At 60.3% G+C, this 14093-nt stretch carries 12 protein-coding genes; 9 read left to right on the top strand and 3 right to left on the bottom strand.

Annotated elements, in window-relative coordinates; translation table 11 throughout:
* Nucleotides 1–127: 127 nt before the first annotated feature.
* The 5 genes from FIV05_RS01845 (at nt 128) to FIV05_RS01825 (ending at nt 6064) form a co-directional block, all read left to right on the top strand.
* Nucleotides 128–625, top strand: a complete 498-nt coding sequence (locus FIV05_RS01845) for a FecR family protein (RefSeq protein WP_055657536.1) — start codon at nt 128–130, stop codon at nt 623–625.
* Nucleotides 622–2493, top strand: a complete 1872-nt coding sequence (locus FIV05_RS01840; protein WP_152508481.1) for an adenylate/guanylate cyclase domain-containing protein — start codon at nt 622–624, stop codon at nt 2491–2493. Before FIV05_RS01845 ends, FIV05_RS01840 begins: the two co-directional genes overlap by 4 nt.
* A 382-nt stretch (nt 2494–2875) precedes the next feature.
* Nucleotides 2876–4228, top strand: a complete 1353-nt coding sequence (locus FIV05_RS01835) for an aspartate aminotransferase family protein (protein ID WP_152508480.1) — start codon at nt 2876–2878, stop codon at nt 4226–4228.
* Nucleotides 4225–5313: an anhydro-N-acetylmuramic acid kinase gene (locus FIV05_RS01830; protein WP_152508479.1), complete on the top strand. Its 1089-nt coding sequence runs from the start codon at nt 4225–4227 to the stop codon at nt 5311–5313. Before FIV05_RS01835 ends, FIV05_RS01830 begins: the two co-directional genes overlap by 4 nt.
* 133 nt (nt 5314–5446) lie before the next feature.
* Nucleotides 5447–6064: a GntR family transcriptional regulator gene (locus tag FIV05_RS01825; protein ID WP_023002238.1), complete on the top strand. Its 618-nt coding sequence runs from the start codon at nt 5447–5449 to the stop codon at nt 6062–6064.
* On the opposite strand, the gene FIV05_RS01820 is transcribed toward FIV05_RS01825, so the two are convergent.
* Nucleotides 6065–6469, bottom strand: coding sequence for an MAPEG family protein (locus FIV05_RS01820; protein WP_023002237.1), 405 nt, complete (start codon nt 6467–6469; stop codon nt 6065–6067). It lies immediately after the preceding gene.
* A gap of 83 nt (nt 6470–6552) precedes the next feature.
* Entirely contained in the window at nt 6553–7947 is a 1395-nt protein-coding gene (locus FIV05_RS01815) for an L-serine ammonia-lyase (RefSeq protein ID WP_152508478.1), read from the bottom strand.
* A gap of 249 nt (nt 7948–8196) precedes the next feature.
* Between FIV05_RS01815 and kynU the strand changes: the two genes are divergently transcribed.
* The gene (gene kynU, locus FIV05_RS01810) at nt 8197–9417 is read left to right on the top strand and encodes a kynureninase (protein WP_152508477.1); all 1221 of its coding nucleotides are present in this window, start codon (nt 8197–8199) and stop codon (nt 9415–9417) included.
* Here kynU and FIV05_RS01805 read toward each other — a convergent pair.
* Nucleotides 9410–11488 carry a bifunctional diguanylate cyclase/phosphodiesterase gene (locus FIV05_RS01805; RefSeq protein WP_152508476.1) on the bottom strand — a complete coding sequence of 693 codons (2079 nt, stop codon included), beginning with the start codon at nt 11486–11488 and terminating at the stop codon, nt 9410–9412. The two genes, kynU and FIV05_RS01805, sit on opposite strands and share 8 nt — an antisense overlap.
* A 427-nt stretch (nt 11489–11915) precedes the next feature.
* Here FIV05_RS01805 and kynB point away from each other — a divergent pair, with 427 nt between their 5' ends.
* The 3 genes from kynB (at nt 11916) to FIV05_RS01790 (ending at nt 14089) form a co-directional block, all read left to right on the top strand.
* Entirely contained in the window at nt 11916–12545 is a 630-nt protein-coding gene (kynB, locus tag FIV05_RS01800; RefSeq protein ID WP_152508475.1) for an arylformamidase, read from the top strand.
* A 69-nt stretch (nt 12546–12614) separates the two neighbouring features.
* Nucleotides 12615–13385, top strand: a complete 771-nt coding sequence (locus FIV05_RS01795) for an ABC transporter ATP-binding protein (protein WP_152508474.1) — start codon at nt 12615–12617, stop codon at nt 13383–13385.
* Nucleotides 13382–14089 carry an ABC transporter ATP-binding protein gene (locus FIV05_RS01790; protein WP_152508473.1) on the top strand — a complete coding sequence of 236 codons (708 nt, stop codon included), beginning with the start codon at nt 13382–13384 and terminating at the stop codon, nt 14087–14089. Before FIV05_RS01795 ends, FIV05_RS01790 begins: the two co-directional genes overlap by 4 nt.
* Nucleotides 14090–14093: the final 4 nt, after the last annotated feature.

Raw genomic sequence — 14093 nt, 5'->3', positions numbered from 1 at the left:
GATGCGAGCACCAGTACAACGGTGGTTACAACGGTTGTTGTGTCATACCATGGTGGTATCTCACGGCGATGCCTTACCTAAAATTGACAAGCCTATCGGGATTGCAATGTCAACAAGACGATTGAAATTGGCCGGAACCCTGATCGGGTTGATGCTCGCAGCTTCCTCAACGGCCATGGCGCAAAATGTGAACGGCTGCGAACGCACACAGGTCCAGGATCCGCCCAGGACTGTGTTTCAGTGCGCGAACGGTCTCGTGATCGAAGCAGAAGCAGCCAGTGCTTTCAACATCGACACCGCCGCAGGCGCCACGCGCCCGGAAGACGTCGATCTCGAAACCGATGCGATGCTGATCGAGGTCGAGCCGGGCAGTGGCCCGTTCCAGGTGCGAACCCCTCACGCCATTGCCGCCGTTCGTGGCACGATCTACGCAGTGGATGTCGGGCCGGAGCGCACGTCAGTCTTCGTTTTGCGCGGTCACGTGTCGGTGTCCCGGCCGGATGGCAGCGATACGGTGCTGCTCGCAGCCGGTGAAGGAGCGGACGTTGCCCCGGGCCTTCCCTTCGCACCGGCCACATGGTCAGCGGAAAGGGCCGCAGGGCTTATGTCCCGTTTCGGTCAATGAAACTGAAGCTCTACGTCTGTCTCGTGGTCCTGGCGATGATCGTCGGGGCCGTCTGGGCAGGCTCCCTGGCGTTGGGCCATGTTGCCGGACGGGCAAGCGTGCTTGACCGGCTGGAAACGGTGCTTCTCGATCTTCGTATCCATATCAAGGGACCGCGCGAAGCGCCGCAGGATGTGGTGATCGTGGCCATCGACGATCAGACGGTGGCCGCAGCCGGTCACTATCCGGTCGACAGGGTGTTTCTGACCGAGCTGGTCGGCCGGATACGGGACGCAGGCGCCAAGGCCCTGGCCATCGACATTCTGCTGATGGGAAAATCGAACGAGGCAGCAGACGCCGGCCTTGCGACGGCGCTTGCTTCTCTGCCTACGGTGATTGCGGCCGGTGGCCAGTTCCCGCTTGAAAGGGCTGCGGCGGTACTGGTGCCGGCTCCCGAAACCGAGTTGCGCCCGTTTGAAGCCTTCGCGGAAGCAGCCAGCGTCGGCCTCGTCAATGTCTCGACCGATGCCGGCGGCACGCCGCGTCATATTCCTCTTATTTTCAAGACCGACCAGGGGCTGGCTCCCTCATTTGGCATGCTGGCTGTTGCCAGGTTCCTGGGTGCGCCTCCATCGGTCACTGCGGAAGGCATCCGGATTTCCGGGCGAGTGCAGTCGCTGGACCTGCAGTGGCAGCAGCCACTGAACTATTATGGCAAGGGCGGCACCATCAGAACCGTCAGCGCGCAATCGCTTCTTCTGGATGCCGCAGCCGCCAAGGCTGCTCTTGGCGGTCGTCTGGTGCTTCTTGGTGTCACCGCTTCGGCTGTCGGCGACCGGTTTTCGTCTCCGTTCGACCCTATCCTGCCTGGGGTGGAAGTCCTGTCGACGGGAATTGCCAACCTCCTGGACGGATCGGTTCTGCTACGCGACAGCCGGGTCCGCAGCTTCGATGCACTCGCTGCCGTCTCCATTACGTTGCTGGGCATGGCCGTTGTCGTGTTTCTGCCGCTGGCCAGCGCAACCATCGTTTATCTGCTGCTATTGCTGGGCTGGATGACCGTCGTCGTCATCTGTTTCAACCAGGGCATCTGGCTCAACGCGGCATTGCCGATTGCGGCAAGCGTGCCGCCGGTTGTCGCGCTTGCGGTGCTGAGGGAAGGCTTCGAGTGGTTCAGGGTACGCCGGCTGGTGGCGGCCCGTGAGGCTCTCAGCCGGTTTCAGGCGCCGGATCTTGCCCGGCGTATTGCCGATGATCCCGGCTTTCTGCTGGTCCCGCGGGAGCAGCCGGTTGCGATCCTGTTCATTGATCTGGCCGGATACACCGCCCTTTCGGAAAAGCTGGGTCCTGCCCGAACCCGGGATGTTCTGAAGGCATTCCATACGCTGGTCGTCAATGAGGCCGCGCGCAACAAGGGGCTGGTACTGGACTTCATGGGTGACGGCGCGATGATCGGATTCGGTATTCCGGACGCCGGACCAAAGGATGCCGCTGACTCCTGTCGCTGTGCCTTTGATCTCGTCGTTGCCGTACGTGGCTGGATCCTTGCCTCCGGGCTCGATGCCGAAATTCGCGACGTACGCCTTGGCGGCCATTTCGGTCCGGTGGTGCTGTCGCGTCTGGGGCATGAGAACCAGCAGCAGATCGCGGCAACCGGCGACTGCGTGAATGTTGCCAGCAGGCTGATGGAGGTCGGCAAGTCACGTGGCGCTTCGATCGTCCTTTCCACCGCCCTGACGAACGCTGCCGAGGCTGGTGGTGAGATGTTGGGAATGCCGCCACGCAGGGAAGCTGTCGCAATCAGGGGGCGCGTGCAGGAGCTCGAAGTTGCGCTATGGACAGCGGACGAAGCCATGCCGGAGCGGCGCGCGCTTTCTGCGACAAACTGAATGTGCGCTAGGCGATCCCGGGTTGGCCGAAAAGCGGACGGGCGGAAGCTTTCTGCCTCCGCCCGTTTGCCCCACCGGCCATCTGCTTGAGGGTTGCTCCGGCCAGTGGTGTGTCCGTTTCTGCGGACAAGATGTAAGTAGCCCGTCTGGCCCCCGGAGACATGTGACGGCCCTCACAGGCAAAACGGTCTTCAGCCAAAGATCACGACGTGCAATGCCTCGCACGTGGCTCCGGCCTTTCGAGGCTCGTTTGCAGGAAAAATCGTCCCAAGCAATCTCTTCAATTTTGTCAGGCTATGGCCTACCGTGTGCTCCACCGCGCAGGAACCATTGAGTCGCCTGCGGCCGGATCTTTCCAACCGCATTTGAGACGAGACCCTTCATGGCACAGCTGCCGAATTCCCTTGAAGCCCGCGACACGGCATTCCAGCTCCATTCCTACGCAGACGCCCGCCGTCAGGAAGAGACAGGCGCATTGGTGATCGAGAAGGGCGAAGGCATCTATGTGGAGGATATCAACGGCAAGCGTTACATCGAAGGCATGGCCGGTCTCTGGAGCGTTGCCGTCGGCTTCGGTGAAAAGCGCCTGGTCGATGCGGCTGCCCGGCAGATGGAGAAGCTGCCTTACTACCACACCTTCACCTACAAGAGCCATGGACCGTCGATCGAGCTGGCGGAAAAGCTGGTCGAGATGGCACCCGTGCCGATGTCGAAGGCCTATTTTACCAACTCCGGGTCTGAGGCCAACGACACGGCAATCAAGCTGATCTGGTACCGGTCGAATGCGCTTGGCCAGCCGGAGCGCAAGAAGATCATTTCGCGCGTGCGCGGTTACCACGGTGTTACCATCGCCTCGGCCAGTCTCACGGGCCTGCCCAACAACCACCGCTCGTTCGACCTGCCGCTGCCGCAGATCCTGCACACCACCTGCCCGCACTACCGGACCATGAAAAAGGACGGTGAAAGCGAGGCGGATTTCGCTAAGCGCTGTGCGCAGGACCTGGAAGACCTGATCCTGGCCGAAGGCCCTGAAACGATCGCGGCCTTCTTTGCCGAGCCGGTGATGGGCGCCGGCGGCGTGGTCGTGCCGCCGGACGGATACTGGGAAGCAGTTCAGCCGGTTCTGAAGAAATATGACATTCTCTTCGTCGCCGATGAGGTGATCTGCGGATTTGGCCGGACCGGCAACATGTTCGGCACGGAAACCTACAATCTGCAGCCGGACATGATGACCCTCTCCAAGGCTTTGTCGTCGTCCTACCAGCCGATCTCCGCGCTTCTGATCAACGATAAGGTCTATCAGCCGATCGCGGACGAAAGCCACAAGATCGGCGTACTTGGTCATGGTTACACCGGCAGCGGGCACCCGGTTGCAGCAGCTGTCGCGCTTGAAAACCTGAAGATCATCGAGGAGCGCGATCTGGTTGGTCATGTCAGAGCCATCGCACCGACCTTCCAGAAACGCCTTGCCGGTCTTGCGGAAAATCCGCTGGTAATCGAGACGCGCGGCATCGGGCTGATCGGTGCCGCGGAACTGTCGCATGAGGCGCTTGCGGCAACGCCCGGCGCACTCGGCGCGAAAACCAATGCAATGTTCAACGACAAGGGCCTGATTTCGCGCAACATGCTGGACGCCATGGCCTTCTGTCCGCCGCTGATCATTACCGAAGCCCAGGTGAACGAGCTGTTCGACATCGCAGAAGCCGGTCTCAAGGCAGTTCAGGAAAGCCTGTGAGCGATCACTACTCCATCCTTGGAACAATCTCGGGCACTTCGGCCGACGGTATCGATCTGGCGTGGATCGAAACCGACGGCCGGACGGTTGCCCGGTTCGGCCCTGCAGAAACGGCAAGCTACCGGCCCGAGACAAAGCGCCGGGTGCTGGAAGCCGCTGCGCGCAAGGGAACGGGACGCGACGACTGGCCGGAAATCGCCGCCGCGGTAACGCGCGACCATGCCGAGGCGATCCTGGGGTTTCTGGCAACGCACGGTCTCGCGCCGGATGCCGTGGTTTTTCACGGCCAAACGGTCTGGCACGATCCGGCCAAGGGCGAAACGGTCCAGCTGGGTGATCCGCAGTCTCTTGCAACGGATCTCAATGTTCCGGTGATCGGCGACGTTCGCCTGGCAGATATGGTGGCAGGCGGGCAGGGAGCCCCTTTGGTGCCGGTCTATCACCAGGCGCTCGCCAAGACACTGGTTGGCGAAGACAAGGAGCCCTTGTGTTTCCTCAATATCGGTGGAGTTTCCAATCTTACCTATATTGAAGGCGACAAGCTGCTGGCGTTCGATATCGGACCGGGCAATGCCTTCCTGGACGACTGGGTCCGCAAGCACGGTGCCGGCGACTATGACGCGGGTGGGGCGATCGCGGCAAAGGGCACGGTCGATGAAGATCGTCTTCAGGCAGCGCTCACCCATCCGTTCCTGTCCGAGCCGGGTCCGAAGTCCCTCGACCGGTACAGTTTCTCCGGCGAATTTGCCGAAGGTCTTGGCCTGGAGGATGGCGCTGCCACCTTGCTCGCCTTCACGGCAGCCGCCATTGCCAGCGCGGAAAAGCTTTTGCCGCGGGTTCCTCGGCTCTGGCTGGTCTGCGGCGGCGGTCGGCACAATCCGGTTCTGATGAAAGCCTTGGCGAACCTTCTTGCGGGAGATGTCGTGTCGGCGGACGACTACCGGATCGACGGCGATGCCCTGGAAGCCCAGGCAATGGCATTCCTGGGCGCGCGTTTGCAGGCCGGTCTGCCAACCACCTTTCCAGGCACGACCGGTGTCCGCCAACCGGTTGTCGGCGGCAAACTGTTTACGCCCGGCACCTGAGCGTGCGTAGCGAGGCGCTTCTCCCGGTAATCGCAAAAACGCTTCTCTTCCGGAAGACATTGTTTCGGAAGGTCAAGCGACCCGAAAGCTGCAATTGCTTGCGCGAACCCCAGCTTGCCGCTAACCAGACATCATGAACGGATCTGAAATCTACCACCGGCTGATCGGCCTTATTGAAGAGCGGGTCTTGAAACCCGGAGACCGATTGCGCGAGGCAGACCTGGCGGAAGAATTCGGCGTCTCCAGAACGCCGATCCGCGAAGGCCTGAAACGGCTTGAGGCACAGGGCCTCGCCGTGCACGAGCCCAACCGTGGCATGGTGGTGCCAACCCTTGATCATGGCCAGATCAACGAAGTCTACTTCATGCGGGAAGTTCTGGAAGGAACGGCCGCCGGACTTGCCGCCAAGCATGCGTCAAAGCCGGAAGTGGAGATCCTGCAGGATCTGGTCAGCGCCGATCGCAAGCGCATTGCGGACAAGGACAGCCTGGTGCGCTCGAACCGGGAGTTTCACCGCCGCTTGTGCCTGGCTTCTCACAATCGCTATCTGGTCGACCAGATCGACCACCTGCGCCTGTCGCTCATCCTGATGGCGGGCACGACGTTGGATACGCCGGAACGGCGCGAAACGGCGGTCGAGGAACATGCCGCAATCGTTGACGCGATTTCACGGGGCGACTGTGCCGCAGCAGAAGCCGCTGCCCGACTTCACATTGCGCACGCACACAAGACCCGGTTGCAGCAGATCTGATCAGCCGGTCAGCAGACCGTTTGCCGAGCGCGTTAACAACATCAGTGCCGCGACAACCAGAACGGTGAATGTCAGGGCCATGCCTGCAATCCGGAACCTGAGCGGCTCCGGTTCCTGGCTGACGCTGTAGGCGTGCAGGGCCCGGCCGGTGAAAAGACCGACCCCAAGAGCCCAGAGCAGCCAGGGCGTGGCGCCCGTCAGCTCCAGAAGCAACATGAGTATCAGCCCCAGCGGGGTATATTCTGCAAAGTTGCCGTGGGCGCGCATGCGTCTTTGCAAACCGCCATGGCCGCCATCGCCGAGGCCGATGCGTTCGCTCTTGCGTACGCCGATCACCCGAACACTCAGGAAAATGTAAAGCAGCGTCAGCAGGCCCGCGAAAAGCGGGGTGATGTAAAGCGCCATGTCGGCCCCTTGAAAGAGAGAGCCGGCGGCGCAGGTTCTGGCCGCCGGGGATGTTCAGCTTACGCCGGGCGGGAAAAGGCGGATCAGCATTCCACGATATTGACGGCCAGCCCGCCCTTCGAGGTTTCCTTGTACTGCTCCATCATGTCCATGCCGGTCTGGCGCATGGTCTCGATGCAGCCGTCCAGCGGCACGAAATGCGAACCGTCGCCGCGAAGCGCCAGAGAGGCCGCCGTGACAGCCTTGACCGCACCAAGGGCATTACGCTCGATGCAAGGGACCTGAACCAGGCCTGCAATCGGATCGCAGGTCATGCCGAGGTGGTGTTCCAGGGCGATTTCCGCCGCATTCTCGATCTGCTCGTTGGTGCCGCCAAGCGCCGCGCACAAACCGGCAGCCGCCATGGCAGAGGCCGAGCCGACTTCTCCCTGACAGCCAACTTCGGCACCGGAGATCGAGGCGTTGGCCTTGATGATGCCGCCAACGGCAGCCGCCGTCAGCAGGAAGGTCCTGATGCCGGCCTGGTCCGCGCCGGGGCAGTGATCGAGGTAATAGCGGGTCACGGCCGGAATGACCCCGGCAGCACCATTGGTCGGTGCCGTGACGACACGGCCCCCGGCAGCGTTTTCCTCGTTGACGGCCATAGCGTAAACGCCGAGCCAGTCGACCACGTTGTGCTCGAAAGGCGGGTTCGTACGGCCTTCACGAATGAGCTTCTGGTAGATATCTGCGGCACGGCGTTTCACCTTCAGGCCGCCGGGCAGAATGCCGGTCTGGGAAATGCCGCGGTTGATGCACGAATCCATGGCAGACCAAAGACGGTCGATGCCTTCTTCCACTTCAGCCTGGGGTTTGTCGCTGCATTCGTTGCGCAGCTTCATCTCTGCAATGGAAAGCTCCGCTTCCCGGCCCATCTCAAGCATCTGTTTGGCGTTGGCAAAGGGAAATGGCACATCCTGCTTGGCAAGCTCGTTGACCGGTTCGTTGCTGGTCTTGCGCAATTCGGATTCGCTGACCACGAAACCACCGCCGATGGAATAATAGACAAAGGTGTCGATGACGGCGCCGGCAGCATCCAGCAGATGGAAGGTCATGCCATTGGCGTGCAGCGCCAGTGGAGGGCCATAGTCGAAGATGACATCCCGGGACGGTTCGAAATGCAGCTCCGGCAGGCCGTCTATCTTGAGTTTCTTGGTCTGCTCCAGCTCTTCCAGCATCGGGTCGACCTTGTCCGGATCGATGGAATCGGGCCTGGCTCCCAGCAGGCCGAGACACACGGCCTTGTCCGTGGCGTGGCCCTTGCCGGTGAAGGCAAGCGAGCCATGCAGGGTGACGGTCAGCCGCGTCGCGCGGTTTTCCGCGCCGGACAGGCCCCGCACCCGGTCAAGATAACGGTGAACGGCAACCATCGGGCCAACCGTGTGAGAACTGGACGGCCCGATGCCGATTTTGAAAATGTCGAAGACGCTGATGAACATCTCTTGAACCGCATATGTCAGATGCACCGGCCCTGCCGGCGCTTTGAGGTCACGCTAACAGATAGCGCCCGGATGTCCTCCATTCAAACGGGCATTTTTGTGTTATTTGCGACATGCGGCTGAAACAGACGTTTTCCCGTGCGGGTTAGAACCGGATCAAACGGTTCGCGGAAACAGTTGTTTGCGAAATGCCCCTTTGATAGCGTGCCGCTTCCTTTCAAATGCAACTATCCGACACAAGAGCTACTCATGACCTCGCAGCACCCGGCCGACACGGCAGATGTTCTGGCTTCCAAAAAACAGGCGTTTCAGATCCCGGACGGGGTCATCTATCTGGATGGCAATTCGCTTGGTGTGCTGCCGAAACACGTGCCTGCCCGCATTGCGCAGGTAATCAACGAGGAATGGGGCAACAGCCTGATCCGGGCCTGGAACACCCACAGCTGGATCGACCTTCCCGCCCGCACGGGCGACCGCATCGGCAAGTTGATCGGCGCACCAGCCGGAACGGTCGTCGCCTGCGACAGCACCTCTGTCAATGTGTTCAAGGTCCTTTCTGCGGCGCTGGCGCTGCGGCCGGAGCGCAAGGTCATTCTTTCCGACAACGGCAATTTCCCGACCGATCTTTATGTCGCCTCGGGCCTGAAGCAATTGCTCGACAAGGGTCATGAACTGAAGGTTGTCGATCCGGAATCGGTGAAGGACGCCATTGGTGAAGACGTCGCGGTGGTGATGCTGACGCAGGTCGACTACCGTACCGGCCGGGTTCATGACATGGCGGACATCACCCGCGCGGCACATGAAGCAGGTGCCCTGGCAATATGGGACCTTGCCCACTCCGCCGGTGCGATCCCGGTCGATCTTCACGGCGCTGGAGCGGATTTTGCCGTTGGTTGCGGATACAAGTATCTGAATGGCGGCCCGGGTGCTCCGGCATTTCTGTATGTCGCCCCCGAGCACCAGGACAAGGTCACCTCGCCGCTGACCGGCTGGATGGGACATGAGGCCCCCTTCGCGTTCGATCTCGACTACAGGCCGGTTTCCGGCATCAGCCGGATGACGGTCGGCACGCCCGCCATTCTTGCGCTTTCGAGCCTTCATGCGGCCCTTGATGTCTTCGAGGACGTCGACATGGCGGACATCCGCCGCAAGTCCGTTTCACTCAGCGAGTTGTTCATCGCTGAAGTCGAGGCCAAGTGCCCGCAACTGGAACTGGCCAGCCCGCGGGATCCGAATGCCCGCGGCAGCCAGGTCTCGTTCCGCTTCAAGGAAGGTTACGCCGTCATGCAGGCGCTGATCGACCGCGGCGTGATCGGTGATTTCCGGGCACCTGACGTGATGCGCTTCGGCTTCACGCCGCTGTACCTGTCGCATCAGGACATTGTCGATGCGGTTGAGATCCTGAAGGATATTCTGGATACGGAAAGCTGGAACCGGCCGGAGTTCAAGACCCGCGCCAAGGTCACATAGCCGCGACGCGAACCTGGGCCTGCAGCATGTCGATAAACTGCTCTTCGGGCACCGGTTTGGAATAGAGGAAGCCCTGGAAACGGTTGCAGCCGTTTTCAGACAGCCAGGCCCGCTGTTCAACGGTTTCCACGCCTTCGGCGACAACGCTGGCATCAAGCGCTGATGCCAGCGACAGGATCAGCTTCACGATGGCGCCGCCGGTGGCGATGTCGTTCATGAACATCCGGTCGATCTTGATACCGTCGATCGGATAGTTGTGCAGATAGGCCAGGTTGGAATAGCCGGTGCCGAAATCGTCGATAACGATCCGGTAGCCTGCGGCTTTCAGCTTCGTCAGGGATTCGTAGGCATGCGGAATATCGCCAAGCAGAACGCTTTCGGTGATTTCCAGCGAGATGTCGTTCGCATTGCAGCCGGTTTCCTTCGGCAGGCTCTGCATGCGTGCAACAAAGGTGGGGTCCGAAAGCTGCTTGGGTGAGACGTTCATCGACAGCGGTACGGAAACGTTCAGCAGCTTGAGCCCGGACTGCATGTAGGCAACATTCCGGCTGACCCAGGTGCCGATCTCGTTGATGAGGCCCGTTTCTTCGGCAACCGGCACGAAGTCGTCGGGACTGACCAGGCCTTTTTCGGGGTGCTGCCAGCGAAGCAGGGCCTCGGCGCCGACAACACGCTGGGTGCGCGTACAGGCAATCGGCTGGTAATACAGCAGGAATTCATTCTCGCGGATTGCCCGTTCGAGATCCTTTTTCAGGGACATGTGCTTGTCCCGGAGTTTGCGCATGAATTCCTTGTAGCGGACGCATTTATTCTTCCGCTCCGACTTGGCCTGATAAAGCGCAAGGTCCGCATGACGCATGAGCTGGTCGATGTCCGTACCGTCGGCCGGATAATGGGCATAGCCGATGCTCAGTCCGACATGACGAGGCTTGCCCTCAATCAGATGCGGACTGGTAAAGGCCTGCAGCAGCGCCTGTCCGAACCAGTCCGGTCGCGGGCTTTCGGGCGAGGACAGGTGGCAGATCAGAAATTCGTCGCCGCCAAGACGGGCGACGATGTCGTTGTTTCCGGCCAGATCCTTCAGCTTGGATGCAACAAGCTGCAGAAGATGGTCGCCTGCAGCATGGCCAAGCGTGTCGTTGACCATCTTGAAGTCGTCCAGATCCACGAGATACAGCGTTGCGATCAGGTTGTTGTCCTTCGCAGTCTGCCTCACATGCGACAGGCGTTCCTTCAGATAGGTCCGGTTCGACAGCCCTGTCAGCGCATCATGGCTTGCAAGATACTGGGCGCGTTCCTTGGTCTGGTGAAGCTCCGTGACATCGATCTCGCTCAGCAGAAAGGCAGGCTTTCCTGTTACGGCGTCGTGGCAGCGGCGTATGGTGATTTCGTGCCAGCGCAGGCCGTCGCTCGTCCGGACCTCCGCCACGAACTTGGTCGTGGCTTTCTCCGTGAGGACGCCCATCACGTTCTTGGCGAGAACCTGATCGATGAAATGATCCCACAAGGTGCACGCGAGATCGGTGCAGGCTGCCCTCGCGGCCGTGTTGCGGTAAAGAGGTTGTCCGTCTTCGGAGAACAGCGAGATCATCACCGTGGTGTGCATCAGCGCTTCGGCGCTTCGGAGCGTTTCCGGCTGTTGCTCGTGATGCGGACGGCCTTCGCACAGCAGCGCCATGCGACCGTCATTCAGCCGGATGCCGCTCATGACAACCTGCAGGACCTGAGCCTTGCCATTCGGATAGAGTGTCCAGATCTCCGAAAAGCTCACGTCATGCTTGGTGAAATCCTGCTGGTACTGCCGCAGGCGCTGTTCCACCGAATGGGACATGTCCGAGCCCATGTCGCGTGCCCGCAGCTCTTCCAGCGATTCGGCATCGGTAATCTCAAGCGCCTTGCGATTGGCCCACACAATGCATTTTTCGTCGAAATCGAAAATCCAGATACCGGTGTCGAGACGATCGTAAATCGAAAAGATCAGCTCCTGATCCACCCTGCCGTCATCGAGTGTAAAAGACAGGGACGCTTTCCTTTTTTCGGTTGCCCGCTGCGTCTGGGAAAGATCGGACATATGTGACAGGGTCGTTCTCCGGGATGAACGCATTCGAAATCAAAAATCATGACGGACGAAGCCGCCAGTTCGTGTCTGGCAACGCAAATTCGCAACTTTGCAGAAGTGTAAGGAACGTGAATATATCATTCAATTTAAAATCGGGAAAACCGCTGACAAACTTAACGAGATCTGGTGATACTTTCAGTTTCTGAATTTAGAATAGTGCCGTTAGATAAAACTTGCATCAAACGCCAACAGATTGTTGTGCGACACCTTGGATGCCGGATTTGAGCTTTCCCCGCTTGCAAATGGCCGTATCGCGCTGGTTTTGCGACAGCTGACTGCCTGTCGCCGGCGTGTCTGCTCAGCTTTACAACACTTGCCGGCCATGGTTGTTTCAAGCTGTCTGAAACGCGGCAATTGCCCTTCAGCAGGATATTTCAAGATGACGGATCTTTTCGACATCACACCGCCCGTGCGGCCGGGTATAGCGGTCTATCCCGGCGACGCGCCTTATCGCAGCTCCTGGACGGCTACGATCTCAGAGGACTGTCCGGTGAATGTCGGCGAGTTTTCCATGTCGAGCCATTGCGGTGCCCATGCCGATGCACCCCTGCACTACGACCCGGACGGTCTGACGATCGATCAGCTTGATCTGCATGATTTCGTCGGCCCGGCCCGGTTGATCGATGCACGCGGTGCCGGTCCGCTTTGCCAGCCCGGAGAGCTGGAAGCGTTCCTTGAAGGCTGCCCGCCCCGAGTGCTTGTGCGGCTTGCCGAAGAACGAGACGTCACGGTCTGGCCGGCAGGCTACAGGGCTCTGGCACCGGAAACCATGAGCCTGCTGGCGGACGCCGGTGTCAAGTTGATCGGCGTGGATGTGCCCTCCGTCGACCCGGATCCTTCTGAAACCCTGCCCAGTCACGGGATCGCCCGTTCCCGTGACATGCTGATTCTGGAAAATCTTGCTCTTTCTGCGGTGGAACCCGGTGATTATGAGTTGATTGCGCTGCCAATGAAGTTAGAAGGGCTGGACGCCGCGCCGGTTCGGGCCATTTTGCGCCCGCTCCGCTAATCCCGGGAAACGGGAAAGCGCGGCCGGAATAAGAAAAAGACTGACCGTTGGGAGCGGCAAGGAGCGTGAATGCTGGAGCTTGATCAGCTCGTTATGGATTTCAGCGGATTCCGGGCGGTGAATGGCTGCTCGTTCCGCGTCGAGGAAGGCAGTATCACCGGATTGATCGGCCCGAACGGGGCTGGCAAGACGACGCTTTTCAACCTGATCGCAGGGGCACTGCAACCGACAAGCGGACACATCCGGTTTCTGGGCGAGGACGTCACCAGCCTGGCCAGCCATGAGCTGTTTCACAAGGGACTGGTGCGGACATTCCAGATCCCGCATGAATTTCACAAGCTGACGGCGCTGGAAAACCTGATGATGGTGCCGCCGTCTCAGCCGGGCGAAAGCCTGTTTTCCAATTGGCTCGCCTGGGGGCGGGTGAAGGCTGCCGAGGCCGAGGTCGAGAAAAAGGCCTATGAGACCCTGGCGTTCCTGGAGCTGACCCACGTGGCGCACGAGCCGGCCGGCAACCTTTCCGGTGGCCAGAAGAAGCTTCTGGAACTGGGCCGCACCATGATGACAGATGCCAGACTTGTGCTGCTCGACGAACCGGCGGCAGGCGTCAATCGCACCCTGCTGCGCAAGCTCGAGACCAAGATCGAGATCCTGAACAAGGAGCGTGGCTACACGTTCATCCTGATCGAACATGACATGGAAATGATCGAGAAACTCTGCGATCCCGTTGTGTGCATGGCCGAGGGAAGGGTGTTGATCCAGGGCGATTTCCAGACCGTGCGGTCCAATCCTCAGGTGCTGGAAGCCTATCTGGGCGAAACCACGGGAGATGCCGCATGACTGCGCTTCTTTCCATGGACGGCATCACCGGAGGCTATGGTGACGCCGACATCCTTCAGGACGTCTCCATGCATGTGGATGCGGACGAGATCGTCGTTATCGTCGGCCCGAATGGTGCCGGCAAGTCCACGGCCATGAAATCCGTTTTCGGTCTCCTGACCATCCGCGGCGGCCGCATGCTGTTCGACGGCGACGACATCACCAGTTGGGCTCCCAACCGCATCGTCCAGCGCGGCATCTGCTACGTCCCGCAGGTCGACAACATTTTTCGCGAGATGTCGATCCACGAGAATCTGGAGATGGGCGGCTTCCTGAAAAAGGGTGACCTCAGCGCTGCCTATGACCGGGTCTACACCCTGTTTCCGGACCTGAAGGAACGCCACAAGACGCTTGCAGGGTCCCTGTCGGGCGGGCAGCGGCAGATGGTGGCGATGGGCCGGGCGCTGATGCTCGATCCGAAGCTTCTGCTTCTCGATGAACCGACCGCCGGGCTTTCGCCCAAATACATGGAACAGATCTTCCAGATCTGCCGGGACGTGCGCGACACAGGTGTCGCCATTCTCCTTGTGGAGCAGCACGCCAAGCAGGCGCTTGCCTTTGCCGACCGGGGCTATGTCCTGGCCGCCGGCAAGAACCGCCACGAAGGTAGTGGTGCCGACCTCTTGGCCGACCGTGAAGTCGCTGAAATGTTCCTGGGGGGCTGAGCGG

This window comes from Labrenzia sp. THAF191a (assembly GCF_009363335.1).
GTDB lineage: Bacteria > Pseudomonadota > Alphaproteobacteria > Rhizobiales > Stappiaceae > Roseibium > Roseibium algicola.
This window is presented reverse-complemented; position numbering and strand designations above follow the sequence as displayed.

Coding starts and splice junctions, on each gene's coding strand:
- FIV05_RS01840 (WP_152508481.1), top strand. CDS start 622: ATGAAACTGAAGCTCTACGTCTGTCTCGTGGTCCTGGCGATGATCGTC.
- FIV05_RS01835 (WP_152508480.1), top strand. CDS start 2,876: ATGGCACAGCTGCCGAATTCCCTTGAAGCCCGCGACACGGCATTCCAG.
- FIV05_RS01825 (WP_023002238.1), top strand. CDS start 5,447: ATGAACGGATCTGAAATCTACCACCGGCTGATCGGCCTTATTGAAGAG.
- FIV05_RS01820 (WP_023002237.1), bottom strand. CDS start 6,469: ATGGCGCTTTACATCACCCCGCTTTTCGCGGGCCTGCTGACGCTGCTT.
- FIV05_RS01815 (WP_152508478.1), bottom strand. CDS start 7,947: ATGTTCATCAGCGTCTTCGACATTTTCAAAATCGGCATCGGGCCGTCC.
- kynU (WP_152508477.1), top strand. CDS start 8,197: ATGACCTCGCAGCACCCGGCCGACACGGCAGATGTTCTGGCTTCCAAA.
- FIV05_RS01805 (WP_152508476.1), bottom strand. CDS start 11,488: ATGTCCGATCTTTCCCAGACGCAGCGGGCAACCGAAAAAAGGAAAGCG.
- kynB (WP_152508475.1), top strand. CDS start 11,916: ATGACGGATCTTTTCGACATCACACCGCCCGTGCGGCCGGGTATAGCG.
- FIV05_RS01795 (WP_152508474.1), top strand. CDS start 12,615: ATGCTGGAGCTTGATCAGCTCGTTATGGATTTCAGCGGATTCCGGGCG.
- FIV05_RS01790 (WP_152508473.1), top strand. CDS start 13,382: ATGACTGCGCTTCTTTCCATGGACGGCATCACCGGAGGCTATGGTGAC.